20 protein-coding genes, 1 pseudogene and 2 riboswitches are annotated in these 24,721 nt (G+C 72.3%); of the genes and pseudogenes, 4 read left to right on the plus strand and 17 right to left on the minus strand.

Annotated features, from left to right (window positions below; translation table 11 throughout):
* From IE330_RS24495 to IE330_RS24515, 5 genes are all read right to left on the minus strand, one after another.
* Positions 1 to 641 (minus strand): MFS transporter (locus IE330_RS24495; protein WP_190138270.1); only part of this gene is annotated, 641 nt, incomplete at its 3' end.
* Complete coding sequence (locus IE330_RS24500; protein WP_190138271.1) at positions 634 to 1,908, minus strand: ATP-grasp domain-containing protein; 1,275 nt, start codon at positions 1,906 to 1,908, stop codon at positions 634 to 636. The genes IE330_RS24500 and IE330_RS24495, both read right to left, overlap by 8 nt.
* Positions 1,905 to 2,927 (minus strand): cysteine synthase family protein, encoded by a 1,023-nt coding sequence (locus IE330_RS24505; RefSeq protein WP_190138272.1) that lies wholly within the window; start codon positions 2,925 to 2,927, stop codon positions 1,905 to 1,907. Before IE330_RS24505 ends, IE330_RS24500 begins: the two co-directional genes overlap by 4 nt.
* On the minus strand, positions 2,924 to 3,847 hold the full coding sequence (locus IE330_RS24510) for a GHMP family kinase ATP-binding protein (protein ID WP_190138273.1): 924 nt from the start codon (positions 3,845 to 3,847) through the stop codon (positions 2,924 to 2,926). Before IE330_RS24510 ends, IE330_RS24505 begins: the two co-directional genes overlap by 4 nt.
* A 56-nt stretch (positions 3,848 to 3,903) precedes the next feature.
* A riboswitch (cobalamin riboswitch) is annotated at positions 3,904 to 4,138 on the minus strand.
* Between the two features lie 181 nt (positions 4,139 to 4,319).
* Positions 4,320 to 5,684: a hypothetical protein gene (locus IE330_RS24515; RefSeq protein ID WP_190138274.1), complete on the minus strand. Its 1,365-nt coding sequence runs from the start codon at positions 5,682 to 5,684 to the stop codon at positions 4,320 to 4,322.
* 150 nt (positions 5,685 to 5,834) lie between these two features.
* Here IE330_RS24515 and IE330_RS24520 point away from each other — a divergent pair, with 150 nt between their 5' ends.
* Entirely contained in the window at positions 5,835 to 6,392 is a 558-nt protein-coding gene (locus IE330_RS24520) for a MaoC family dehydratase (RefSeq protein WP_229925888.1), read from the plus strand.
* Here the strand turns inward: IE330_RS24520 and IE330_RS24525 are convergent.
* The 7 genes from IE330_RS24525 to IE330_RS24555 are packed head-to-tail and all read right to left on the minus strand — an operon-like array spanning position 6,353 to position 13,452.
* Positions 6,353 to 7,327 carry an ornithine cyclodeaminase family protein gene (locus IE330_RS24525; protein WP_190138275.1) on the minus strand — a complete coding sequence of 325 codons (975 nt, stop codon included), beginning with the start codon at positions 7,325 to 7,327 and terminating at the stop codon, positions 6,353 to 6,355. The two genes, IE330_RS24520 and IE330_RS24525, sit on opposite strands and share 40 nt — an antisense overlap.
* Positions 7,324 to 8,340 carry a 4-hydroxy-2-oxovalerate aldolase gene (gene dmpG / locus IE330_RS24530; protein WP_190138276.1) on the minus strand — a complete coding sequence of 339 codons (1,017 nt, stop codon included), beginning with the start codon at positions 8,338 to 8,340 and terminating at the stop codon, positions 7,324 to 7,326. The genes IE330_RS24525 and dmpG overlap by 4 nt, the downstream gene beginning before the upstream one ends.
* Positions 8,337 to 9,266 carry an acetaldehyde dehydrogenase (acetylating) gene (locus IE330_RS24535; protein ID WP_190138277.1) on the minus strand — a complete coding sequence of 310 codons (930 nt, stop codon included), beginning with the start codon at positions 9,264 to 9,266 and terminating at the stop codon, positions 8,337 to 8,339. The genes dmpG and IE330_RS24535 overlap by 4 nt, the downstream gene beginning before the upstream one ends.
* Positions 9,253 to 10,158 carry an HpcH/HpaI aldolase/citrate lyase family protein gene (locus tag IE330_RS24540; RefSeq protein WP_190138278.1) on the minus strand — a complete coding sequence of 302 codons (906 nt, stop codon included), beginning with the start codon at positions 10,156 to 10,158 and terminating at the stop codon, positions 9,253 to 9,255. The genes IE330_RS24535 and IE330_RS24540 overlap by 14 nt, the downstream gene beginning before the upstream one ends.
* Positions 10,155 to 11,435, minus strand: coding sequence for an 8-amino-7-oxononanoate synthase family protein (locus IE330_RS24545; RefSeq protein ID WP_190138279.1), 1,281 nt, complete (start codon positions 11,433 to 11,435; stop codon positions 10,155 to 10,157). The genes IE330_RS24540 and IE330_RS24545 overlap by 4 nt, the downstream gene beginning before the upstream one ends.
* Positions 11,432 to 12,280 (minus strand): cupin-like domain-containing protein, encoded by an 849-nt coding sequence (locus tag IE330_RS24550; protein WP_229925889.1) that lies wholly within the window; start codon positions 12,278 to 12,280, stop codon positions 11,432 to 11,434. Before IE330_RS24550 ends, IE330_RS24545 begins: the two co-directional genes overlap by 4 nt.
* 35 nt (positions 12,281 to 12,315) lie before the next feature.
* A complete protein-coding gene (locus IE330_RS24555; RefSeq protein WP_229925890.1) occupies positions 12,316 to 13,452 on the minus strand; it encodes an MFS transporter in 1,137 nt (378 codons plus the stop codon).
* A gap of 560 nt (positions 13,453 to 14,012) precedes the next feature.
* Between IE330_RS24555 and IE330_RS24560 the strand changes: the two genes are divergently transcribed.
* Entirely contained in the window at positions 14,013 to 15,428 is a 1,416-nt protein-coding gene (locus IE330_RS24560) for an aminopeptidase P family protein (RefSeq protein WP_373314720.1), read from the plus strand.
* Between the two features lie 180 nt (positions 15,429 to 15,608).
* On the opposite strand, the gene metE is transcribed toward IE330_RS24560, so the two are convergent.
* Together metE and IE330_RS24570 are read right to left on the minus strand one after the other, a co-directional pair.
* A complete protein-coding gene (metE, locus tag IE330_RS24565) occupies positions 15,609 to 17,927 on the minus strand; it encodes a 5-methyltetrahydropteroyltriglutamate--homocysteine S-methyltransferase (protein WP_190138281.1) in 2,319 nt (772 codons plus the stop codon).
* A 193-nt stretch (positions 17,928 to 18,120) separates the two neighbouring features.
* Positions 18,121 to 18,350: riboswitch (cobalamin riboswitch) on the minus strand.
* A 212-nt stretch (positions 18,351 to 18,562) separates the two neighbouring features.
* The gene (locus IE330_RS24570; RefSeq protein ID WP_190138282.1) at positions 18,563 to 18,853 is read right to left on the minus strand and encodes a hypothetical protein; all 291 of its coding nucleotides are present in this window, start codon (positions 18,851 to 18,853) and stop codon (positions 18,563 to 18,565) included.
* A 293-nt stretch (positions 18,854 to 19,146) separates the two neighbouring features.
* Between IE330_RS24570 and ligD the strand changes: the two genes are divergently transcribed.
* Together ligD and IE330_RS24585 are read left to right on the plus strand one after the other, a co-directional pair.
* A complete protein-coding gene (gene ligD, locus IE330_RS24575) occupies positions 19,147 to 20,124 on the plus strand; it encodes a non-homologous end-joining DNA ligase (RefSeq protein ID WP_190138283.1) in 978 nt (325 codons plus the stop codon).
* A 944-nt stretch (positions 20,125 to 21,068) separates the two neighbouring features.
* Positions 21,069 to 22,097, plus strand: coding sequence for a terpene synthase family protein (locus IE330_RS24585; protein WP_190138284.1), 1,029 nt, complete (start codon positions 21,069 to 21,071; stop codon positions 22,095 to 22,097).
* A 106-nt stretch (positions 22,098 to 22,203) separates the two neighbouring features.
* On the opposite strand, the pseudogene IE330_RS24590 reads toward IE330_RS24585, so the two are convergent.
* The 3 genes and pseudogenes from IE330_RS24590 to IE330_RS24600 form a co-directional block, all read right to left on the minus strand.
* Positions 22,204 to 23,064 (minus strand): annotated as a pseudogene (locus IE330_RS24590) (IS5 family transposase).
* Between the two features lie 13 nt (positions 23,065 to 23,077).
* Positions 23,078 to 23,476 (minus strand): hypothetical protein, encoded by a 399-nt coding sequence (locus IE330_RS24595; protein WP_229925891.1) that lies wholly within the window; start codon positions 23,474 to 23,476, stop codon positions 23,078 to 23,080.
* 42 nt (positions 23,477 to 23,518) lie between these two features.
* Complete coding sequence (locus IE330_RS24600) at positions 23,519 to 24,529, minus strand: DUF6192 family protein (protein WP_229925892.1); 1,011 nt, start codon at positions 24,527 to 24,529, stop codon at positions 23,519 to 23,521.
* Between the last annotated feature and the right edge of the window lie 192 nt (positions 24,530 to 24,721).

Consider the following 24,721-nt stretch of genomic DNA (forward strand, 5'->3'; position numbering starts at 1 on the left):
GGCCCAGGCCCGGCGCCGGTCGCGCCGGTCCGCTCGCCCGCGGCCGGAGGCAGCCGTGCGTGCCCGGCCGTGACCAGGACGAACAGGGCCGTCACGGCGAGGAACAGCGCCCCGGGCGCGGACAGGACGAAGGGCCCCGCGACGAGCGGGCCCACGGCCATGCCCGCGTTGAGGGCCGCGTTGCCCGCCGAGAGGAGGGCCGGGCGGTGCTCGTCGGGCACGCCGTGCACCAGGTACGCCTTGTTGGCGGGCAGGTACAGGGCGGCGCCGCAGCAGGTGAGGAGCAGCGCGGCCACGGCGAGGGAGGGCCGGTGCAGGGCCAGGAGCAGTCCCGCGAAGCCGGCGGTGCGGATCACCAGGGCCGCCACCATGGTGCGGCGCAGCCCGATCCGGTCGGCGAGGGCGCCGCCGAGGACGCCGCCGGAGAACTGCAGCAGGGAGGCGGCGGCGAGCACCACGCCCACCGTGCCGAGCCCCATGCCGAGCCGCTCGTGCAGGAAGACGGACATGAACGGCAGCACCATGAAGCTGCCCAGGGGGATCAGGAACGAGCTGAGCAGCAGGAACCGCGACGGCCCGCCGAGCGACCCGAGCGTGGTGCGCAGGTGCCCGCCCCCGGCCCGCGCCGCCCGGTCAGCCACCGCCGGTCCGCCCGGCGGCCCCGGGGAAGGGCTCGGGGAAGGGCTCGGTGGTGACGCGCAGGGCGTTGGCGGCGGCCACGGCGTGGTGGGTGGCCAGTTCCGCCGTCGGGCCCTCCGCGTAGACGATGCCCGCGTAGCCCCGGCTGTCGTCCAGGTGCTCCACGCGGGCACCGGGGCTCTTGACGGGGAACCAGGCGGGTGAGCCGGGCATGTCGAGGAGCCGGTCGAGGCCCGTGACGCCGGTGAACACCCCCGGGCGGTCCGGGTAGCCGAGCACGAAGGCGACGGCCGGTCCGCCGGGCGGGTCCAGGTCCATGAGGCGGGGGCGGCGGCCGAGCGCGCACTCCACCATCGCCTCGTAGACGTTGACGCCGAGGGCCCGGCACAGCCCCTCGCCGACGAGGGCGCCGCCGATGCGCGGGTTGACCTCCACGACCTCGGGCCCGGTGGCGGTCAGGGCGAACTCGACGTGCGCGAAGCGGTCCGTGTAGCCCACCGCGGCGAGGACGCGGTCCAGCCACCGCTCCAGCTCCGCGTGGCGCTCCGGCGGGAAGGCGACGGGGAACGCGGTGACCTCCTCGCGGAACCGCGGCTCGCGCGACATCAGCCTGCTGGAGACGCCGAGCAGCCGGGTGCGCCCCGCCCACGAGAGGGTCTCGGCGCTGTAGACCGGGCCGGAGAAGTACGGTTCGGCGAAGAGGCGGCCCTTGAGGGTGCGCCCGGAGGCCTCGCGCAGGGCCGCGTCCAGCTCCGCCTCGTCGCGGACCAGCCAGACGTTCTGGCTTCCGGTGCCCGCGGTGTCCTTGACGACGGCGGGCAGCCCGGCGTCCTTGCGTACGGCCTTCGCGAAGTCCGCGGGGCCGTCGCCGGGCAGGGCGGCGGAGTCCACGGCGCGCGCCCTGGTCAGGCCCGCCTCGTGCAGCCGGTCGCGTACGGCGGCCTTGTCCCGGCTCAGCCGCAGGACGGCGGCGTCCAGGCCGGGCAGGCCGAAGCGCGCGGTGAGTTCGGCGCCGACCAGCGTCCAGGTGTCGGTGGAGCTGATGAGCCCGCGCAGCTCCGGCACGCGGCCGAGGCGGTCCGCCACCCGTTCCGTGTCGAAGGTGTCGACCTGGACGACGTCGAGCGCCGCCGGGGGCAGCCGGTCCAGCTCGTAGGCGTAGTAGGCGGGGTCGCCGGTCAGCAGGCACAGCCGCTCCCCGAGGGCGTCGGCCGCGCGCACCAGGTGGCCGAGGCCGAAGGTCAGGGATTCCAGGCAGACCACGGTCACGCCGTCGCCTCCTTCCAGTGGGGCGGGCACGGGGTGCGGTTCCAGGCCATCGTCGACCAGGGCATGGTCATGTCCTCGACGGTGTCGACCTCGACGGGCTTGAGCGCCGCCACGTCCAGGGCCTCGGCGTGCCGGGCGTAGACGCCCTGGACGTAGCGGTGGCCGGTGTCGGCGCCGATGACGAGGTGGAGCCGGTCGGGGTGGCGCCGCGTCTCGTGGGCGGCGGCCAGGTAGGCGGCGCCGGTGGACAGGCCCGCGAAGACGGCGTGGGCGCGGAGCAGGGTCACCGAGCCGGACAGGGCGTGGGTGAAGTCGAGCCAGTGCACGGCGTCGTAGAGGTGGTGGCGGACGTTGGCGAAGGGGATCGAGGAGCCGATCCCGGCGATGATCGCCTCCGGGTCGTGGTGGTCCTGGCTGCCGAAGGTGACGCTGCCGAAGGGCTGCACGCCGACGAGGCGCACCGACGGGTCGCGGCGGCGCAGGTGTTCCACGAGGCCGCCGGTGGAGGCGCCGGAGCCGACGCCGCCGACCACCGTGAGCGGCCGGTCGGGCACGGTCGCGGCCACGAGGTCGGCGACCTCCTGGTAGCCCGCGTAGTGGATGTCGTCGTGGTACTGGCGCATCCAGTGGGCGTCGGGCCGCGCGGCGAGGATCTCGCGCACCCGCTGGACGCGCAGGCGCTGGTCGAGCCCGAGGTCGCGGGAGGGCTCGACCTGTTCGACCGTGGCGCCGAGGATCTCCAGTTGAACGCGGGTGGTGGCGTCGACGGTGGTGGACGCCACGATGTGGCAGCGCATGCCGTAGCGGTGGCAGGCCAGGGCCAGGGCGTGGGCGTAGATACCGCTGGAGCTGTCGACGAGGGTCTGGCCGGGGCGGACGACACCCCGGTCGAGGAGTCGGCGGACCGCGCCGAGCGCGGAGTAGATCTTCATGGACTCGAAGCGGAGCAGCACCATGCCGTCGGTCAGGCGGATGAGGTCGGGGGTCTTCAGGGCGTCGGCTATGTGGGGGTGGATCACCCATATCCTCCTCGGGCGAATGAGCACTGGTGGCCGAGCGAGCAGAAGAAGGCGGACAGCTCGTCCTTGAGGGCGGGGGCGGGGCGGCGGGCGAAGAGGTAGCCGACGACGGAGCCCGTGTGGGCGACGAAGACCCCGTCGGCGCCGAACTCCTCCCGGTGGGCGAGGACCGCGTCGAAGCACCGCTTGGGCAGGACTTCCTGGGAGAGCGCGGCGCTGGTGGTCGCAGCCCGGGCGACGGCGCACGGGTCCGTCGCCGCGAAGCCCTTGAGCAGGTCTGTCAGGCACCGCTCGTACTCCTGGGCGCGGCGCCGGTAGTGCGGCAGGAGCAGCGGGGTGACCGCGGCCGTGTCCACGGTGCCGGTCTCGGTGACGAACGCGGTGTGGAAGCCGACGGCCGTGCCCAGGCGCCGCACCACGCGGTGGCGGCCGCTGAGGTGCAGCGCGAACTCGTCGAGGAACACGCTGTCGGCGCGCTCGATCGCGGCGAGGACGCCGAGGACCGCGTCGGGGTCGTAGGGCAGCGCGAACACCCGGAACAGGCAGCGCAGGGTGGCGACGACGTCGGCCGTCGAGCTGGCCATGCCGACGCCGACCCGCAGTTCCGAGTGGGCGCGCCACCTGCCCTCGGGGAGGGTCAGGCCGTAGCGGTCGAGGAAGAGACGGACGGCCGTCGCCGACTTGGGCCCGAGCGGATGCGGGCCGGGTGCGCCGGGTCCTGGGGTGAAGTGCACCCAGGAGTGGCGGTCGACGGGGAACGACACCAGCGCGATGTCGGGGTCGGGGCCGGGCCGCAGGGGGCCTTGGTAGAGCTCGCCGAGGGTGCCGTGGCAGACCCCGGACGAGGGGCGTGCCCCGGGACCGGCGCGGTCGGCCCGCGCCGCGCCCCGGGTGCCGGGCGGCCGGCGCCCGTCGTTCACAGCTCTGCCCTGCACAGCACACCCGCCCTCGAGGTCACCGTGAACAGCGCGTGCGGTCGCGCACGCGCACAGCGGCAGGTCTTCGGACTCGGGGGCGCGTCCCCCGCCCTCGGACGAAGGCGCGGGGACTCCTACCGGCCGTCGCTTCCCGGGGCCGGTGGCCGGTCCCAGTGCGCCTGACGGCGTTCGTTCCCCCTCACCGCTGCGGGGCAGTCCCGGATTCCCACCGGGTTCCCTCTTACGACGCGCCACCGCGGACGGTGGCGCGAACCGACTGCGCACATCAGCGTAGAGGCGCCACGGCTCCGGCGACAGGGCGTCTTCGCAGCCGCCTGGTTATGGCCGAATGCCGCCCTCCGGATGCCGGGGCCCCGTGCGCGGCGGCCGGGCCGGGAGGATCACCGCCCGCCCCGGAGGGGAGAGACGTACGCCGACGGGACCTGGAGCGGCCCGCGGCGCCCGGTCGGGCGCGTCAGACGGCGACCGCGCAGGTGTCGGAGCTGTGGGTGCCGTGGACGGTGACGATGCCGGCCGTGCCGTCGCCGAAGAAGCGGGCGAGCACGCCGGCGGGGCGGCCGCCGAAGAGGAGCGGGCCGAGGACCGGCGCGACGTCGGTGTCGTACACCTCGTCCGCGCCGTCGGCGGCCAGGGACAGCCGGCAGGTGCGCGGGGACACGAAGTCCTGGACGATGCTCGTGCCCTCCTCGGCGGCGGCGGTGACCGTCGCCTCCCACTGTGCCGGGTCCGTCTCACGGCCGATGAGGACCTGTTTGCCGCTCATGCCGATACTCGCCTTGAGCACCAGCGACTCGCGGTGGTCCACGGCGTACCGGACGAGGTCGACCTTGCGGTCGCCCCGGTGCGTGAAGCGGTGGGACAGCACCCGCGTCCACGGCAGGTAGCGGTCGACCAGGGCCTGCTCGGCGGCGCTCATCCACGGGCGGCCCTCCGACAGGTGCCCCATGGTGAGCTTGCTGGAGAGGAAGGTGGACGTCTGGGTGCCCACGAGCAGGCAGCCGTGGTCGAGGGCGGCCTGGACGGGCGCGGTGTCGATGCCGAGTTCGAGCCAGTCCGGGATGGTGAAGTCGCGCAGCCCCACCGGGTAGCGCAGGTGCGGCGGGCAGTCCCACGCCTCGTGGAGGTCCTCGGGCTCGAAGAAGCGCGCGGTCAGGCCCCTGCTCGCGAAGTACTCGGTCTGCAGGTCGAAGTAGCGGGTCTCGCCGCCCTGGTCGCGGGCGCTGCCCAGCACCGCCACGCGGGGCGCCACGCCCAGTTCCGCGCACAGGTCGCGGAACATCGCGGTGCGTACGGCGAAGGGGTCCGGGCTGCTGAACGGCGCCCGGCCCTGTCCGTCGGCGTACAGATCGCGCCAGACCGCGAGGCGGGAGTGCACCTCGACGGGGCCGCCGAGCGCCCCGCTGACGTTGAACTCCAGGAACTGCGGGCCGTGCGGGCCGATCACGACGTCCGGGCGGGTCACGCAGTCCGCGTACCGCTCCTCCAGGAACTGGTCGGCCATGAAGAGCCGGCGCTCGCTGTCCGGCATGCGGTAGGCGGCCAGCCGGCCCTCCGTGGTGGCGGCCGTCTCCAGCGCCGTGCGGCGCACCAGGTCGAGCAGGGCGGCGGTGACCCGGAAGAGTTCCGCGTACGACGCGCGCGGCAGCGCGATGGGCGCCGCGGGGAGCAGCCGCTGGTAGGGCCAGCCGGTGTCCCGTATCCGGTGTTCCAGCATCCTGCGGATGGTGGCCGGGGGCACGGGCGGCGGCGCGAGGTGGTGGTCGCCGAACCACGGGTGCCCCGACGGCGCCTGCGTGCCGGTCCGCACGAGCGCGCTCATACGCTTTCCCCCGTCCTTCCGGGGGCGCTCGGCTCACCGGAGTCGATATGGATGACATGTGCCCAGGTCAGCCCGGCGCTCGTCTGCGATATGGATAGCGTACAGTCGTTTCGCACGGCAACCGCCGTATCACATAGGGGAGTCCGACGCATGACGTTGCGCCGCATCCGGGACAACGAGTACGTGGAAGAGCACGGCGGGGACTACGAGGACTTCGAGCCCGGCATGCTGATCCGGCACTGGCCGGGCCGGACCATCACCGAGACCGACAACACCTGGCTGACCCTGCTCACCATGAACCAGCACCCGCTGCACTTCGACCGCGCCTACGGCGAGGGGGCCGAGTACGGCAAGGTCCTGGTCAACAGCGGGATCACCCTGTGCCTGGTCGGCGGCATGACCGTGCAGGCCCTGTCGGCGCGGGCCGTGGCCAACCTCGGGTGGGACAAGGTCCGCCTGAAGGACCCGGTGTACGTCGGCGACACGCTGTACGCCGAGAGCCGGATCCTCCACAAGCGGCTGTCCGCGTCCCGCCCGGGGCAGGGGATCGTCACGGTGGAGACGACGGGCAAGAAGTCGACCGGGGAGCCGGTCATCGTGTTCGAGCGCTCCTTCATGGTCCGCTGCCGCGAGACGGCCCGCGAAGCTCCCCGGTCGCACGACACCCCTCAGCCGGGCACGGCCCCTTCGCCGCACGAGGCGTCGTAGAGCGCCGCGGCGGCGGCCGTGTCCTCGATGGCCATGCCGACGCCGCGGAACACCGACGTACGGCCGTCCCCCGTCGCTGTCCCCGCCACCAGCTCGCCGAGCTCGACGAGTTGGTGGGCGCCGATGAGCCCCGCGGCGAGCGCGGCCCGTACCTCGGCGGCCTCCTCGACCGCCGCGGACCGCTCCTCCACCACGACGAACGCGTCCGCGAGCAGGGCCGGTTCGACCTCGACCGCGTCCTCGTGGGTGCCGCCGATCACGTTGAGGTGCGCGCCCGGGGCGATCCAGTCGGCCGCCACCAGGGGGGTGCGGTCGCTGGTCGAGGTCGTCGTGCAGACGATCTGGGCGTCCCGTACGGCGTCCTCGGCCGTGTCGCACACGGTCACCCGCACGGCGGGCGACAGGCTCTCCCCTACCCACTGGGCGAACGTCCGCGCGCGGGCAGGTGTGCGGGAGAACACGCGGACCGAGCGGACGGGGCGGACGGCCGACACCGCCCGCACCAACGCCCGCGCCTGCACCCCGGCCCCGATGACGGCGAGGTCCTCGGCGTCCTCGGGGGCGCACAGGCGGGTCGCGAGGGCCGCGACCGCGCCCGTCCGCACGGCGGTCAGCTCGGCGCCCTCAAGGAGCGCGCTGACCCGTCCGGTCTCCAGGTCCGTCAGCACCACCACGCCGTGGATCAGCGGCAGGCCGCGGCCGGGGTTGTCCGGGGTGAGCGTGGTGATCTTGACGCTGCCCACCCCGTGCCGCTCCCAGACCGCCGTCCCGGCCAGCAGCTCCCGCTGCGGGCCGTGCTGGACGACGGTGCGGGACGGTGAGGAGGTCTTGCCCGCCGAGAGGTCGGCGAACGCGTCGGCGAGGGTGTCGACCACCCGCAGCAGCCGCTCCTCGCCCGCCATGTCCTCGGCGGTGATCATCAGCGGGTGGTTCATGCGGCCTTGCCGTCCTTACGGGTGCTGAGGTCGGCGACGACGTCGACGATCAGGTCCTCCTGTCCGGCGATGGCCTGGCGCCTGCCGAGCTCGAAGAACACGTCGCGGGGGTCGACACCGGCGCGCTCGGCGCGGTCGAGCACCTGGTGCTTGAACCCCGAGAAGACGCCGGCCAGGCCGCTGACGATGCTCAGCGAGCCGGTGACCGGTGGCGCGGGCATGAGTTCCCGCTCCGCGAACTCGGCGGCGTCGAGCAGCGCGTACAGATCGATCCCGGTGGGGAATCCGGTGCGCTCCAGGACCGGAACGAGCACCTCTAGCTGGGCGTTGCCCGCCCCGGCGCCGAAGCCGCGGGCGCAGCCGTCGATGATCGTCGCGCCCGCCGTGGCGGCGGCCACCGAGTTGGCGACGGCCATGCCGAGGTTGTTGTGCCCGTGGAAGATCACGGGCACGTCGACGGCCCCGGCGATGGCGCCGATCCGCTCGGTGACGTCCGCGGGCAGGAAGTGGCCGGCGGAGTCCATGATGCCGACCGCCTGCGCCCCGTACGCCACGGCGTTCGCCGCGTGCTCGGCCAGCTCGGCCGGGGTCGCCATGTGGCTCATCATCAGCACGCAGTGCGCCTCGGCGCCCTCCGCGCGCAGGAATTCCAGGTGGCGCTCCGCCAGCGAGGTCTCGGTGCAGTGCACGCCGATCCGCAGGACGTCGGCCCCGTGGGCGACCGCCTTGCGCAGATCGGCGGAGGTGCCCCAGCCGGGCAGCATGAAGACGCCCATCCTGCTCGTGGTCAGTGCCTCGCGCACGGTCGACAGCATCTCGTCGTCGCTGACGGCGGCCCGCCCGACCTGGAGGGACGAGGCTCCCAGGCCGTTGCCGTGGCCCACCTCCACCACCGGGACCCGCGCGGCGTCGGCGGCCTCCGCGTAGCCGCGCAGCGCGGCGGCGCCGAGCTGGTGCCGTACCGCGTGCTGGCCGTCGCGCAGCGTGGGGTCGTGGATCGTCACGGAGGTCATCGGCCCGCTCCCGTCCACGCCACCGCGGAGAGCCGGGCGGCGTGCTGCTCGGCGACCATGACGGCGGCCGAGTTGATGATGTCCAGGTTGCCCGCGTACGGCGGCAGCACCTCGCTGGCCGCCATGACCTCCAGGGAGACGGTGACCCGGTCCCCGTTCACCGCGCAGGCGACGGCCTCGTAGCCGGGCTGCACGGCCCGGACCCGCTCGGCGGCCGCGTCGACGACGCCGCGCACGGCCTCGGCGTCGGCTCCCGGGACGACCGCGTGGACGGCCGTGCGGAAGGGCGCCGGGGGGACGGCGGGGCTGATGTTGAGGACCGCCTTGGTGTCGCGCACACCGGAGAACGCGGTGAGGGCGTCCTGGGTGGTGGCCACGTACTCGTCGAGGTTCAGCCGGGTCGCTCGGCCCGCGATGGTCGAGGCCACGGTGGAGACGACCTCGATGTACGTGACGTCGAACGCGTCCGCGAGCGCGTGCGCGATCGGCACCGACGCCTGGCCGCCGCAACTGACGAGGTTGACGTTGCGCACCGTCGGCACCTGCGGTCCGGTGACGGTCGGCACCACCATCTGCCCGATCTTGCTGGGCGTCATGTCGATCAGCAGCGTGCCCAGCGGTTCGAGCAGCCGCCAGTGTTCGGCGTGCGCCATGGCGTTGGTGGCGTCGAAGACGACGTCGAAGGCCTCGGGCGCGGCGAGGATCGCGTCGATCCCGTCCGCCGACGTCGGGCAGCCGAGCCCGGCGGCGTACCGCAGGCCCGCGGAGCGGGGGTTGCGTCCGACCACCAGGGCGCACTCCAGGACGTCGGAGCGGTGCGCCTTGCTGACCAGGTCCTGGCCGATGGCTCCGGTGCCGATGACGGCCACGGAGAGGGGGCGTACGGTTCCGGGGGTGACACCGGTGGTGTCGTCAACGACGGTCATGGTCCGCCTCCTCGCTGTCGCTCCCCGCGCCGTCGGCGCGGCGCCCGAACCGGTTGGCCCACGCGTCCCCGAGCGCCACCGTCGTACGGGCCATGCGGGCGAACGGCGGGCCGACCATGTTGCCGTCCAGGACCGCGATCCCGCCGTCGGCCGCCTCCACCGCCGCGGTGACGCGCCGGGCCCGGCGCAGCTCCTCCGGGTCGGGCCGCAGGGCCTTGTTGATGGCGTCCAGTTCGGCCGGGTGCACGGTCGCCTTGCCCTGGAAGCCCAGCTCCTGGACGCGGGCGATCTCCTCGGCCAGCACCGCCGGTTCGCCGAGGCGGAAGTTGGCGGTGTCGATGCAGGCCGTGCCGTAGCGGGCGCAGGCCATGGCCATCGCCTGCCGCGCCGGGAGCATGTTCGCCCAGGTGATCTCGACGCCCATGGTGGCGGCCAGGTCGGCGGAGCCGAGCACCAGACCGTCGGCGGCCTCCGCTATCGCGTCGAGGTCGGCGACGGCCTGGGGCGTCTCGACGGTCACGTAGATCTGCGGGCGCACGCCCGCCGAGGCGAGCGTGTCGCGCGCCAGGGTGACCTCGACCGGGGAGTCGACCATGGTCATCACGACGAAGCCCGGTGCGACCGGGCACTCGGCGAGCATCAGCACGTCGTGGACCGCCTGCAGGGTGCCCAGCGGGTTGACGCGCACGGCGAGGTTCGCCGGCCGGGGGGCCTTCTCCAGGGCCGCCCGGCACACGGTGCGCGCCGCCGTCTTCTGCTGCGGCGGGACCGAGTCCTCCAGGTCGATCAGGTGGAGGTCCGCGTCGTACGACCAGGCCTTGACGACCTGGTCGAGGGAGAGGGCCGGGGTGTACAGGACGCTGCGAGGGACGGCCCGGGCCGCGCCCGTCACCGCAGTGCCTCGGCGGCGGGCGGGCCGGCCGGGCGGGCGCCCACCTCGACCAGCACCTTGCCCAGGTCACGGATCTGCTGCTCGGTCTGGCCCGCGCGCATCATGACCCGCAGGCCCGCCGTGCCGCGCGCGACGATCGGGAAGAACACCGGGGAGACGTAGAAGCCGGCCTCGATGACCCGGCGGCCCGCCTCGATCACGGTCGCGTCGCTCATCGGCACCAGCCGGATCGGGAAGGTGCTGCCGGCCTGGTCGGTGTGGACCAGCGAGTCGAAGAGCTCGATGTTGCCGTAGAGGCGGTTCTGCAGCGTGGTCAGTTCGTCGGTCCGGTGGATCTCCGCCGAGGCGAGGCCCGCGCCGACCGAGGCGGTGTCGAGCAACTGGGAGTAGTTCAGGGCGCCGCCGAAGCGCTCGATGATGCGCAGCGTCTGCTTGGACTGCCCGTCGAGCACGACCGCCGCGCCGCTGGTGCCGAACGCCTTGTTGAGGGTGACCACCGTGATGGTGCGCTCGTCCGGGGCCGGGTGGTGCGTGCGGACGTAGCCGATGCCCCGCTCGCCGTACGCCGACAGCGAGTGCGAGTCGTCGTAGTAGACCAGCAGGCCGTACCTGTCCTGGAGCTCGGCGAGCTCCTTGACCGGCGCGTAGCCGCCCAGGCTGTCGCTGCCGTCGCAGACGTAGGCGACCTGGGCGTACTTCTTGCACATGTCCTCGATGAAGTCGAGGTCGTGATGGCGGGAGGTGACGACCTCGGTCTCGTCCGCGCAGACCGGCTTGACGTTGGCCATCGACACATGGGCGTTCTTGTCGAAGATCATCAACGGCCGGGTGCCGTTGCCCAGGTGGCCGGAGGCGATCAGCGGGAGCAGGCCGAAGGTCGCGGTGCTCGCGGCGATGGAGCAGACGACCTGGGCGCCGAACAGCTCGCCGAGGGAGATCTCCAGCTCCTGCATGGCGGGTATCTGGACCCGGCTGCGCGCGATGCAGTGGTCGAGCACGCCGTAGCGGCGCAGCGCGTCGACGGCGCCCTCGATCACCTCGGGGTGGGAGTCGAGGTCCAGGTAGGAGCAGCAACTGAAGTTGACGAACTCGTGGCCCGCGGGGATGAAGTCATGGCCCTCGGTGGCCCGCAGGACGCCCGTACCCGCGTCGTAGTCGGCGACGATCCCGGCGAGGCCGTGGCGTTCCGACATGTCCCAGAACTCGTTGCCGATACCGATCAGCTTGTCGTTGTTGCGGTACCGGTGTGCGGGAGTGATGGTCTGGCGCTCGGTCATGACGTGGTACCCGCCGGTTCGTAGTTGTAGACGCCCTTGAGCTTGCGGTAGATCGCGGTGTAGACCGCCACGCCGAAGACGTACGGGCGGCGGAAGATCTTGGCGTCGCGCATCCAGAAGTTCATGTTGATGTTCATGTCGTCCAGCGACTCGGCCTGGTGCCACCAGCCGAGGGGCAGGTACAGCATCTCGCCGGGCTTGAGGACCAGTTCGCGGCGCTGGGCGAGCTTGGCGGCGAGCTTGGGGTAGCGCGCCCAGTCCACGTCGTCGAAGTCGAAGACCTGCGACTTGTCGCCGAACCCGCGCCTGAGCGACCTCGGGTAGTACTCCCAGAAGCCGGGAGGGGCGAGGACGAACCGCTTGCTGCCTTCCAGGCAGATGTTGAAGTTCTCCAGCTCGTCGAAGTGGCTCTGGGTGAACACGCCTTTGTGGCTGATCCACAGGTTGGCGGCGTTCATGGGGCCGCGGTAGTCGAAGAGCTTCCCGGCGTCGAAGCCGAGGATCGCGTTGACGTCGGCCGGGCTCTCACGGAAGTTCGAGACGATGCGGTTCCACGTCTGCGGGTCGTTCATGTACCGGTCGTCCTCGAAGAACTCCCGGAGCCTGATCTCCCTGGTGGTCCACCGCTCCGGGTTCTGCTTGTTGCCCGGCTCGGTGAACAGCGTGACCTTCATGTCGCCGAGGCGCTCGGCCACACCGTCGCGCCCCAGGCCCTGGGTGCCCTGCGGCAGGGTGATGACCACGGGGACGTCGGCCCGGATGAGGGCGTCCCGTCCGAAGGCCAGGAACTCGTCGAACGAGATGCGGGGGACCTGTAGGCCTCCGATGCCGCCTCGCCCGGACACAGAATGCGCTGTATTCACAACCCTGTCCTTGTTCTTCACTGTTCCGCTGTTGTCATTTCCGGAGCCGGCCGCGCGGCCGGCTCCCCCTTCCGCAGCACCGGCTGACCGGCGAGACTCGCCACCAGGGCGACGAGTCCGCCGACGACCCCCGCCCAAGCGGCGTGCGCGGACGTGTGCAGGTCGGCGAGTTGCCCGCCGACGGCCGTGCCCGAGGCGATGCCGAGGGCGCCGAAACTGTTGAGCCACGAGAACGCCTCGGAGAGGGCGCCCTTGGGGGCCACCGACTGCAGGAGCGTGCTGCCCGCGATCAGCGCGGGCGAGATCGCGACGCCCGCGACGACCGCGAGGACGGCCATCACCCACAGGGAGTCCGCGAAGGCCAGCGGGGCCGCGCTGAGCATCAGCACACACGTGGTGGCCGCCAGCAGGCCGCCCTGCGACACACGCCAGTTGACGGCGCCGTAGGTCACCCCGGCGACGAGGCTGCCCACGGCGATGAGCGCCAGCAGCACACCGCCGAAACCGGACTGCGACCGCTCCTGGGCGAACGCGATCATCGTGACGTCGACCGCACCGAACGAGAACCCCATCCCGGCGTAGGAGATCATCAGCACCCAGACCCCGGGCACCGTGATCGCCCGCCGCGGGTGCTCGCCGGGCGTGTGGTCGCTCATCGGCTCGGACCGCCCGTGCAGCGCGACGAAGATCGAGCCGGTCACCGTCAGGACCGCACAGGCGACCAGACCTCCCGCCGGGTGCGCCGACGAGCTCAACACGGTGACCAGCAAGGGCCCGAGAAGGAAGATCGTGTCGTCGAGCATGGACTCCATGGCGTACGCGGTGCGCAGCACGCTCTGGTCGACGAACGCCGCCCAGCGCGCCCGCATGAAGCCGGTGAACGAGACGGAGGTGCATCCGGTGACCGCGGCGGCGGCCACCATGGCCCACAGCGGAAGCCGCAACCCGACCGCCACCAGCAGCAGGGTCATGCCGACCGCATGCCCCAGGCAGGTGGTGAGCAGGACCTTCCGCTGGCTGTGCCGGTCGGCGAGACGTCCGAGGAACGGAGCCGCCACCCCCTGGGAGACGAGCATCGCCGCCGCCACCGTGCCCGCGTCGCCCAGCGATCCGGTGACCGCCGAGATCAGCATGAGACAGCCGATGGAACGCATGGCGATAGGGAAACGACCGACCATGCCCCAGAAAGCCAGAGAACCGGCGCCAGGAGATTTCAGCAGGCGCAGATAGGACTTCAGCCCGGAATTCGACGGCGACGCACCCTCGGACACAACGCTCCTGTCAGCGCAGAATTAACGACGTGAGAAAAATTCCTAAGAAGGAGTCCAGGAAATCTCGCGCTGAGAAAAGCCATCCGCCGCACGCCCAGAACTCAACTGCTGCGCGTCAGTGGCGCGATCCCCCCGTTCCGCCGTCATGCTAGGTCCGCCCTCACAGGGTGTCAACGATCGAACCCGCTCGATACGGCACACCTGACCCCATGCGATATCGGTCAAAATGCCACCACCTGGCGTGATTCGAATATTCGGGACGGAGCACCATTCGGGTTTTCCCTTACGATGGCGGCCAAACGCACGCGACCAGTGGCGGTCGTGCGCAAAACCGAGGAGGCGGCGTGACCGAGCGGACGCTCGATGGCCAGGGAATCAAGAACGACGAGCCCGGCCAGGAGTTCTCAGTCCCGGAAACCGCGGAGGGCGCGGAGAGCGAGGCCATAGAACAACGGAAGAACGGCCTGGAGCGGGATGTGAGCGAGCAGCTCGCCGAGAACATGAAGCAGGGCTGGGCCGACACCGAACGGACCGACCTCCAGCCGATTCCGCAGGCGCGGCACACCGCACGCCGTCGTGCCGCGCTCTCCGCGCGCTTCCCCGGCGAGCGTCTGGTGGTCCCGGCCGGCAACCTGAAGGTCCGCGCCAACGACACCTTCTACCGCTTCCGCCCCTCCTCCGACTACACGTACCTGACAGGTGATCAGACCGAGGACGCGGTCCTGGTCCTGGAGCCCGTCGAGGACGGCGGCCACGAGGCCACCGCCTACCTGCTCCCGCGCTCCGACCGGGAGAACGGCGAGTTCTGGCTCTCCGCCCACGGCGAGCTCTGGGACGGCCGCCGCAACAGCCTCACCGAGAACGAGCGGCTCCTCGGCATACCCTGCGAGGACGTCCGCGCGCTCGGCGACGCGCTCCGGGAGGGCACCGGCCCGGTCCGCCTGCTGCGCGGCTACGACGCCGCCATCGAGGAGGCCCTCACCGACAAGGTCACCGCGGAGCGCGACGAGGAGTTCCGCGTCTTCCTCTCCGAGCTGCGCAGGATCAAGGACGACTTCGAGATCGCCGACCTGCGCTACGCCTGCGAGGCCACCGCCCGCGGCTTCGAGGACGTGGTCCGCTCCCTCGACCGGGCGCAGGCCACCTCCGAGCGGTACATCGAGGGCACGTTCTTCCTGCGCGCCCGCGTCGAGGGCAACGACGTCGGCTACAGCACGATCGCCGCCGCCGGACCGCATGCCACCACCATCCACTGGGTGCGCAACGACGGGGCGGTCCGGGACGGTGAACTGCTCCTGCTCGACGCGGGTGTGGAGACGCGCAACCTCTACACCGCGGACGTGACCCGCACCCTGCCGATCAACGGCCGGTTCACGCCGTTGCAGCGCAAGATCTACGACGCGGTCCTCGAAGCCCAGGAGGCCGGCATCGCGGCCGTGCGGCCGGGCGCCCCGTACCGGGACTTCCACCAGGCCGCCCAGCGCGTACTCGCCACCAAGCTCCACGCGTGGGGCCTGTTCGGCGACATGGACCTGGACAAGGTCCTGGAGCTGGGGCTGCACCGCCGGTGGACCATGCACGGCACCGGCCACATGCTCGGCCTGGACGTGCACGACTGCGCCGCCGCCCGGACCGAGATGTACGTCGAGGGCACGCTGGAGCCGGGCATGTGCCTGACCGTGGAGCCGGGGCTCTACTTCCAGGAGGACGACCTGACGGTGCCGGAGGAGTACCGCGGCATCGGCGTGCGCATCGAGGACGACATCCTCGTCACCGAGGACGGCAACGAAAACCTCTCGGCCGCGCTGCCGCGGCAGGCGGACGAGATCGAGGCGTGGATGGCCGCCCTCCGTTCCTGACGCACCGCTGAGGCCGCAGCGGGCAGCGCGCGTGCGGCCTCCCGTACGGATGCCGTGAGCCGGAGTCCGGAGCGGGACGGCTCCGGCAGCGCCGGGTCCGCGGAAGGACCACAAAGGCGCGGGCGCCGGACGCGGCGTACGGGCCGGGGCGGGTGGTGACCGCCCCGGCCCGCGCCCGGCTCACTCCCCCGCCAGCTCCTTGCGGACGGTGCGGGCCGCGGCGACCAGGTTCTCCAGGGAGGCGCGGGTCTCGGGCCAGCCGCGGGTCTTCAGGCCGCAGTCGGGGTTGACCCACAGGCGCGCGGCGGGGATGGCCGCGAGGCCCTCGCGCAGCAGGGCCGCCGCTTCCCCGGCGCTCGGCACGCGCGGGGAGTGGATGTCGTAGACGCCGGGTCCGGCCTCGCGCGGGTAGCCGTGCGCGGCCAGTTCGCGGGCGACCTGCATGTGGGAGCGGGCCGCCTCCAGGCTGACGACGTCGGCGTCCAGGTCGTCGATGGCCCGCACGATGTCGCCGAACTCGGCGTAGCACATGTGGGTGTGGATCTGGGTGGTGTCGCGGACGCCGCCGGTGGTCAGGCGGAACGCCTCGGTGGCCCAGGCCAGGTAGGCGGGCCGGTCGGCGGAGCGCAGCGGCAGCGTCTCGCGCAGCGCGGGCTCGTCGACCTGGATGACCGACGTGCCGGCGGCTTCGAGGTCGCGCACCTCGTCGCGCAGCGCGAGCGCGACCTGGCGGGCGGTCTCCGCGCGGGGCTGGTCGTCGCGGACGAACGACCAGGCGAGCATGGTGACGGGCCCGGTGAGTATGCCCTTGACCGGCCGGTCGGTGAGGGAGGCGGCGTAGGAGGTCCAGCGCACGGTCATCGGCCCGGGCCGGGAGACGTCCCCGGCGAGGACGGGCGGCCGCACGTAGCGGGTGCCGTACGACTGGACCCAGCCGTGCCGGGTGGCCAGGTAGCCGGTGAGCTGTTCGGCGAAGTACTGGACCATGTCGTTGCGTTCGGGCTCGCCGTGGACCAGGACGTCGAGCCCCGTCTTCTCCTGGAAGCCGATCACGTCCCGGATCTCGGTCCTGATGCGCTCCTCGTAGGCGGCGGTGTCGACGCGTCCGGCGCGCAGGTCGGCGCGGGCGGCGCGCAGGCCGGCGGTCTGCGGGAAGGAGCCGATCGTGGTGGTGGGCAGCGGCGGCAGGTCCAGGTGCGCGCGCTGGGCGCGGGCCCGCTGCTTGTACGGCGCCCGGCGGCGGCTGTCCGCGGGGGTGACGGCGGCGGTGCGGGCGCGCACCGCCGGGTCGCGGGTGATCGGGGAGGCGGCGCGGGAGGCGAGGTCGGCGCGGTTGGCGGCGAGGTCGGCGGCGATGGTGTCGGGGCCCTGGGCGAGGCCACGGGCGAGGGTGGCGACCTCGATGGCCTTCTGCCGGGCGAAGGCGAGCCAGCGCAGGATCTGCGGGTCGATGTCGTGCTCGGGTGCGGTGTCCAGCGGTACGTGCAGCAGCGAGCAGGACGCGGCCACGTCGACCTGGCCGGCGAGGCCGAGCAGGGTGCCGAGCGTGCTCAGGGAGCGCCCGAGGTCGTCGATCCAGACGTTGCGGCCGTCGACGACGCCCGCGACGAGGCGCTTGCCGGGCAGTCCGCCGACGGCGGCGAGGCCGTCCAGGTTCGCGGCGGCGGCCCCGGTGAAGTCGAGCGCGAGCCCGTCGACCGGTGCCTGGGCGAGCACGGGCAGGGCCTCGCCGAGCCGGTCGAAGTAGGAGGCGACGAGGAGCTTGGGCCGGTCGGTCAGGGCGCCGAGGTCGCGGTAGGCGCGCGCGGCGGCGGCCAGTTCGGCCCGGGTGCGGTCCTGGACGAGGGCGGGCTCGTCGAGCTGCACCCAGGCGGCGCCGGCCGCGCGCAGGTCGGCGAGGACCTCCGCGTACACGGGCAGCAGCCGGTCGAGGAGGGTGAGCGGCGCGAAGCCGGGGTCGACGCCGGGGGCGGGCTTGGCGAGCAGCAGGTAGGTGACGGGCCCGACCAGGACCGGGCGGGGGGTGTGGCCGAGCGCGAGGGCCTCCGAGAGCTCGGCGACCTGCTTGCCGGAGTCGGCCGTGAACACCGTGTCCGGCCCCAGCTCGGGGACCAGGTAGTGGTAGTTGGTGTCGAACCACTTGGTCATCTCCAGGGGCGCCGCGTCCTGGGTGCCGCGGGCCATCGCGAAGTACCCGTCGAGCGCGTCGGCGTCGAGGGCCGCGCGGTGGCGGGCGGGGACGGCACCGACCATGACACTGGTGTCCAGGACGTGGTCGTAGTACGAGAAGTCGCCGGTCGGCACCTCGTGGATCCCGGCCTCGGTCAACTGCCGCCAGTTCGCGCGGCGCAGCTCCCGTGCGGTCCGGTGCAGGGACTCGGCGGTGACCCGGCCCTTCCAGTAGCCCTCGACGGCCTTCTTCAGCTCCCGGTCCCGGCCCTGGCGGGGGTAGCCGTACACGGTGGCCCGTGTTGCCGCGGCTGCGGACTTCGCTGTCACGTGACTCTCCTTCGCGAGCGTGTGGCGTACGGTCCCGGCGGCGGGGCGAGGGAACGCGCTGCGGAGCACGTGCGCGCGAACGCGCGAAGGGGTGACGGACCGGTCGGGCCGCGGCACGCCGGAATGCGTGGCTGCCCGCCGGATGTGGTCGCCGACCCGCCCTCGAGGTCACCGGGATGTCCGCGCGCGGGGGTCCGCGCACGGGCAACGGGCAGGTCTTCGGACTCGGGGGCGCGTCCGCCGCCTTCGGCTGAAGGCGGGCGGGCTCCTACTGGCCGTCGCTTCCCGGGCCCGTCGGGCCCAGTGCGTATGACGGCGGTCGTTCCCTCTCACCGCTGCGGGGCAGTCCCGGATTCCCACCGGGTTCCCTCTTACGACGCGCCCGTCCGGCTGACGGGGCGAACCAGTTGCGCGGTCAGCCTAGTTGCGCCCGCGCCGCGGGGGAACAGCCGTTCACATAGCGGACGGGGCCCACTCCCCCGCGCACCGCCGCTTGGGCTCACCGCTGCCCCGCGCTGGGCGCTGCCGCGCGGGGCCTGCGTACGGCGCCGCCCGCTCCGCAGGGGCTGCCGGTGAGCGGGCGGAGCGTCGTCGCACACGGCTCACGTGCTCCGCCCGCCCCGCCGATGCGTTGGTCAATCGACGTAGACGCTCGTGCCGAACTCCGACACGGTGCTCTCGCCCGGAGCGACGAGCTCAAGGAGGGTGCCCGTACAGTCCGGCCCCGAGAAGACGAGTGCGACCTCATCCGTGTGGTTGTCGACCGTCAGGGGCCGGGCATCCGTGTCGTAGCAGCGGCTGGGGTCCACGTACGCGACACCGCCGACGACCAATACGCCTTCTGCTGCGTACGCGGAGCCGGTGGTGCCGAAAGCCAGCGTGACGGCAGCCGCCAGGGCTCCCACTGTCACGGCGATACGGCGCATGAGCGTCCCCTGTCCCTCGAAGTATGCCTCTGACCCGGATGGACTCTCAGTCAGCCGGATGGACTCTCAGTCAGTGTCTGCCGTCGCACCCGATGAGCCGTGCCGAGTCACCCGAACGTGGCTGCTGAATCGATCCCCCTTCATCAAGGAGGGTGATATCCCTCGCCTTTTGTTTGCCCCCCCCACGACCCGGGGGTGCCCGGACCTGATGAGTGCCGCCCGCCGCTGGCCTGTCCGGGCGACACCCGTGCCGTCCGCGTGTGGGGGCGGGGCGGCCCGGCCATGGCTGGATCATGGCCGCCTTGCCGCGCATCGACCCCATGCTCGCCTCCACGGGCCCGCTCCCCCCGCCGCGGGCCGAGCACCTGTGGAGCGCGGAGACGAAGTACGACGGGCAGCGGGCGGTGGTGTACCTGGCCGGGGACGGCTCGGTGCTGCTGCGCTCGCGCTCGGGGGCCGACATCACCGCGGCCTATCCCGAGTTCGCCGGGCTCGGCGACAGCGTGGGCGCACCGGCGGTCCTGGACGGCGAGATCGTGGTCCTCGACGAGCGGGGCAGACCCGACTTCGCCCGCCTCCAGCCGCGCATGGGCCTGGCCGCGTCCCCGGGGCGGGCGGCGCGGCTCGCCGCCGAGGCCCCGGCCCACCTGGTCCTCTTCGACGTCATGTTCCTCGACGGGCGGCTCCTGACCTCCCTGCCCTACGCCGAGCGGCGCCCGCACCTGACGCGCCTGGTGGCTCCGGGGCCCTCCTGGTCCGTGCCGTCCTCGGTGTCCGGGCGCAGCCGGGAGGCGCTGGAACTGACCCGCTCGCTCGGCCTGGAGGGCATCCTCCTCAAGCGCCTCGACTCGGTGTACGAGCCCGGGGTGCGTTCGCGCGCCTGGGTCAAGGTGCGGAACGTGCGTACCGTCGACGCGGTCGTCGGCGGCTGGCTGCCGGGGCAGGGGCGGCTGCGCGGGCTGCCGGGCGCGGTCCTGGTGGGCGAGGTCCGCGACGGGGCGCTGCGCTACATCGGCGCGGTGGGCACCGGGTGGAGCGAGCGCGAACGCGCCCACCTGGCCGAGCTCCTCGCCGTCGCGGCCCAGGACACCTGCCCCTTCACGCCCCCTCCCCCCGCACGCGGCGCCGAGGCCCACTGGGTGCTGCCCCGCCTCGTCGCGGAGATCAGCTACTCCACCCGTACCCGCACCGGCCTGCTGCGCCAGCCGGTGTGGCACCGGCTGCGCCCGGACCTCGCCCCCGGCGACCTGGACGGGGAGGGGCCTCACTGAGCCGCCCGCTCGCTTGGCGGCCGCGCCCTCGGGGTGCGGTGCCGTGGGGTGGTGGGCGTCGGTGGTGGAGGCCCACCCGACCAGGACGGCGGCCACCCCGGCGATGACGAAGCCGTCCCGGGCCGCGTCGAAGGGGCGCGGGGTCGTCACCGCACCGGGACAGCACACCGAGGTGGTGGAAGTCGGCCACGGTGATGGGCGTCAGGGGCGCCTCCGTACCGCCCGCGAGGACGCAGGCGCCGGGCCTGCTCCTCCCGCCCGCGGCACCGCCCGGACCGGTGCCGAGCACGACGCCGACGCGAGCCCCGTCCCCGGCGGCCGGATGCGGCCCGGCGGACCGGACCGCCTCGTGGGCGGCGACGAGCGCGGGCCGGGCGAAGCGGTCCAGGCGGAACAGCGAAGCGGCGGCCCGGACCTGCTGGGCCGAGGCTCTCGTCGTGTACGAGCAGTTGCCGGGGGCGGAGGGTGTCGCGCTGCGGGAGCGTCTGACCGTACGGCTGAGCGGCGAGCGCGCGGGGTCGGAGGCAGGCTGATCGCACCGGCCGGTGAAGGAGCAGGGTCTGCGGCATCCCACCCGGACGAGACAGCGCTCGCGGGGGGAAGCCGGAAACTGAGGAAGCTGCGTCCCTGGGCGCTGTCCGGCTTGCGTCCCGGCCCGGGCCACGGCCGTCTCGTACCGGGTACGGACGTCGCCGCGGAGGTCGGCCAGGAACGGGGGGACGTCCGGGTGCGGCCGGGTGGTTGGGCCGCCCGGCCGCCGTCTCAGTAGGTGTCTTTGAACTCCGGCCGTGAGGTGGAGTAACGCTGACAAAGGCGTGTGAATTCAACACGTGCACACAGCTCAGGCCGCACAGGGCTTTCTGGTAGCCGAAGCGGAGGTTTGGCTGGAGGAACGCCCCCTGGCGGGTTGCACTCCGGCGCGGCCAAAATGAGAGGAAGTCACCATGCAGCCGACTCAGATACCCCGCTTCTGCTCAGAGGCGCCACCTGCGTCCAGTCCGCACGCCGCATATGCCGAGGAGCAGACCCGCAACTGGGCGGTGCAGTACGGCATCGTCGGAGACGAAGAGCTTTTCAGCCGCATGCGGTACGGGAACTGTGCCAGCTATGCCTACCCGCGCTCCGCCGCGGAGATCCTCGCCCTGTGTGCGCAGTGGATTGCCTGGGGGTTCTTGACGGACGACCAGCACACCCGCGTCCTGGGCCTCGACGCAAGAGCGTGGTCGCAGGCGATGTCCCAGCTTCGGCCCGTGCTCAGCCAAGGCCGGGCACCGGAGGCGGCTGCGGGTGGAGACGAGGGCATGTCGGCAGGCCTCGTGCAGGCCACCGCCGACCTGTGCGACCGCACTCGCACGGTTATGTCTCCGCAGCAGTGGGAGCGGTTTTGCCGCAACGTGGAGCGGTACCTGGAGGGCATGTGCCAGGAGTGTTCCTTGCTGGCGGAGCCTCACCTCACCGTTGAGCAGTATTCGGCAGTGCGGCGGCTCAGTGTCGGGATCGACTTCTACGCGGTGCTGGTCGAGCTTGAGGAATCCGTCGACTTGCCGGCTGAAGTATACGTCACCGAAGTATGGCGGAATGCGGTGGATGCCATTGTCATGGTGTTTGCCTTGGGCAATGACCTGGTTTCGCACCCCGCAGAGGCTGCCTCCGGGGAGATCAACAATCTGGTTCTGGTGGCGGGACGACAGTTCGGCCTGTCCACGGCACAAGCGGTCGACTACGCCTTGCAGCGTTTAGCCGTGACCATGGACGCTTTTCGTGATGCAGAACGCCGCTTGCCGGGCGAACTTGCTGCCGCAGGTGTCGATCCGGGACACATCACGGCGGCACGGCAGTGCGCGATGTCTCTGCCCCATATGACGGACGGGTTCTTGACGTGGTGCGAGGAGACCTACCGCTACCAGTACCACCTGGACTGCGCGCAGGGGCGTGCTCACGAGCGGCATGACAATCTCCTTGCCTCCTCGTAAACCCGCCAAGGGTGTACCGCGGGCCGGCCCCGGGACGTCCGCGTGCTGCCGGGTGGGCAGGGGCGGTGGGGCAGGGGCGTCGCTGTGCGCGGTGTGAGCTAGCGGCTCAGCTGGCGGCCGGGCGAGGTTTCTTCGTCCATCTGTCCGTGTGAGGGCCTTTGCGGGTCAGGCGCCGGGTCAAGAGGGTGATGAAGGCCCAGTTCAGGTGAGCTTCGGCATGCTGGGGCAAGCGCGCATTGCGGCGCGCGTTCATGATCCAGCCGATCGACCGTTCGACTTTCCAGCGCCGGGGCAGGACGACGAAGCCGGTGGAGCTCTTGGGCCGCAGCACGGGCCGCAGGGACATCCAGAGGCGGCCTGCGGTCCAGGCGGGCAGCAGGTCACGGGCGTAGGCGGTGTCCGCCCAGACCTGGGTGATCTGGGGGTGGGTGAGCCGCAGCCGCCAGAACAGGTCCCGGGCGATGATCTCGTCGCGGACGTCTGCGGCCGTCACCGTGATCATCACGGGCAGGCCGAGGGTGTCGACCACGATGTGTCTCTTGCGTCCGTTGGTCTTCTTGCCCGCGTCATAGCCGCGGCTGTCCCGGCCGACGGTGGAGGCCGCCTTGACCGACTGCTAGTCGACGATCAGCGTCACCGGGAAGGGGCAGCGGCCCGTGCCGGCGCGGATGTGCCGTCGCAGCTGGTCCCGGATGAAGGTGACCACACCCGCCCGGTTCCATCGCGCAAAAAATCCGTACACGGTCTGCCAGGGCGAAAAATCCGCAGGCAGGGCCCGCCATTTCGTTCCGTTGTCGACCAGGTAGCGGATGGCGTCCACGATCTGGCGCCGGGGCCACTTCTCGGGGTGCCCGCCGGTCTTGGTCCGGCATGCCTCGACCGGTAGCAGCGGTTCGATCAGGGCCCACTCGGCGAGCGTGGTGTCGGAAGGGTAGCGGCGGGGCCGGTGGCGGGCAGCGGTCGGCATGGCAGGGCTCGGGTCAGGAGCGGGAGGGCTTGGAGAGCTGGGCCAGGGTCGAGCGGACCCCGGTGAGCTGGTCGGTGACCAGCTGGGCCCACTCGTCGTCGGGGTAGCGGGCCAGGTGCGGATCGAGCGTCCCCGTGATCATCCGGGTCAGCCGTCCCAGGATCTGCGCCAGCTGCTTCTTCTCGTACTCGATCCAGTCCGCTGGGTCCTCGGAGAACATGTAGCCGTCCTTGCGCCGCCAGATGATCGGAGTCAGGCGCTCGGCGGCGCCGACATCGCGCAGATGCCGCACTCCCCGGGCGACCTGGGAGCGGGTCAGGCGGGTGGCCACCATGAGCTGGTAGGTGTGCAGGCCCGCGGGCCTGGCTTCCATCAGCGCGACGCGGACCAGGTCGCCGTAGTGCTCGGACAACGGCCGGGCCTCCCGCGGCCGCGGCGGGCGCCGCGGCATGGCCTACTCGCCTTTCAGGAGCTGGGTGAGCTGCTCGTCCAGGGTGAACTCGCCGTGCTCGAGTGCCCCCTCCAGCCAGTCGGCCGCGGTGCGGACCCGGGCCAGCTGACGCCGCACGGTCGCGCGTTCGTCGTCGGTGAACTGCTGGCCGCGCATCTTGGGCACCAGCCGCCCCAGCGTGGCGACGAAGCCGTGGCAGGATCCCACCAGATCGACGTACTCCAGCGTGTGCTCGATCTTGCGGACGGCCGGGACACGCTCGCGGATCTTCTCGCGGCTCTCAGCGGTGTTGTCGAACTGAGCGCGGTTGACCAGCATCCGCGTGGTGTCGTCCCGCATCGTCGAGCGGGCCACGGCCGGCCGGCGCAGCAGGTCCCGGGTGACTTCCTGCGCGGTGGCCTCGTCGCGGGTCAGCTCGGTGACCACCCGCATCTTCTCGGCCGGAGGGACGTGCTCGCTCACCGTCGGCCGCTTCAGCAGATCGGTGGCCACCTGGGCGGCGACCTCGTCATCCCGGGTCAGGTCGGCGACGGCTGCGACCTTCTCATCCACCGTCACCGGCCGGTCGACGCGCTGGCCCACCACGCGCTTGGCGCCGTCCGGCGTCCACTGCCTCGCTCCGGTGCGCGGATTGAACGGCGCGTCCTCGATCGCCGCCCACCGCTCCGCCTCATCCGCCACCGAGGCCAGGATGCGGTGCACGGTGAACGACACCCCCTCCTTGCGCTTGCCCGTGAGCCACCGGTTGGCGGTATAGCGCCAGTCCTCCACCGTGCTCCGCTCCACGCCGATATCGTCCGCGAACAGCTGCAGCGACTCCGCCACCGTGAACAGATCATCCGTCCCGGTGGGCACCGACCCGCCCACCGGGCGCATCGGCTCGATCTCCAAGGCCATGTCGCCCAGGGAAAACTGGGCGCGGGCGACCTGCGCGATCAGCTCCTTGGCCTGCACGACGAGCTGTACGTAACGCTGCCGGGTGACGTTCCCGACCCGGTCCTTCACCTCGGTCATGGCAACCACCGCCCTCACGGGGCCCGGCCCGGCCGCCCAGGATGCAACCGGTCGAAAAGGGACACCGACCCCGGTCACCGACCACCCGCCCGGCGCAGACAGAGCGCGCCCCCGGAGCACCAGAAGCACCCCCATAGGCGACCCAACGCCCTGTAAAATCACGGGTGTTGGTGAGATGGGCGAGGCGTTCGC

It is taken from the genome of Streptomyces longispororuber, assembly GCF_014656095.1.
In the GTDB taxonomy this organism is placed as follows: Bacteria; Actinomycetota; Actinomycetes; order Streptomycetales; family Streptomycetaceae; genus Streptomyces; species Streptomyces longispororuber.

Bases quoted from the DNA above. Each gene is read 5' to 3' on its own strand.
- IE330_RS24515 (WP_190138274.1), bottom strand. From the start codon at position 5,684: ATGAGCGCGCTCGTGCGGACCGGCACGCAGGCGCCGTCGGGGCACCCG.
- IE330_RS24520 (WP_229925888.1), top strand. From the start codon at position 5,835: ATGACGTTGCGCCGCATCCGGGACAACGAGTACGTGGAAGAGCACGGC.
- IE330_RS24525 (WP_190138275.1), bottom strand. From the start codon at position 7,327: ATGAACCACCCGCTGATGATCACCGCCGAGGACATGGCGGGCGAGGAG.
- dmpG (WP_190138276.1), bottom strand. From the start codon at position 8,340: ATGACCTCCGTGACGATCCACGACCCCACGCTGCGCGACGGCCAGCAC.
- IE330_RS24535 (WP_190138277.1), bottom strand. From the start codon at position 9,266: ATGACCGTCGTTGACGACACCACCGGTGTCACCCCCGGAACCGTACGC.
- IE330_RS24545 (WP_190138279.1), bottom strand. From the start codon at position 11,435: ATGACCGAGCGCCAGACCATCACTCCCGCACACCGGTACCGCAACAAC.
- IE330_RS24555 (WP_229925890.1), bottom strand. From the start codon at position 13,452: ATGCGTTCCATCGGCTGTCTCATGCTGATCTCGGCGGTCACCGGATCG.
- IE330_RS24570 (WP_190138282.1), bottom strand. From the start codon at position 18,853: ATGCGCCGTATCGCCGTGACAGTGGGAGCCCTGGCGGCTGCCGTCACG.
- ligD (WP_190138283.1), top strand. From the start codon at position 19,147: ATGGCCGCCTTGCCGCGCATCGACCCCATGCTCGCCTCCACGGGCCCG.
- IE330_RS24585 (WP_190138284.1), top strand. From the start codon at position 21,069: ATGCAGCCGACTCAGATACCCCGCTTCTGCTCAGAGGCGCCACCTGCG.
- IE330_RS24600 (WP_229925892.1), bottom strand. From the start codon at position 24,529: ATGACCGAGGTGAAGGACCGGGTCGGGAACGTCACCCGGCAGCGTTAC.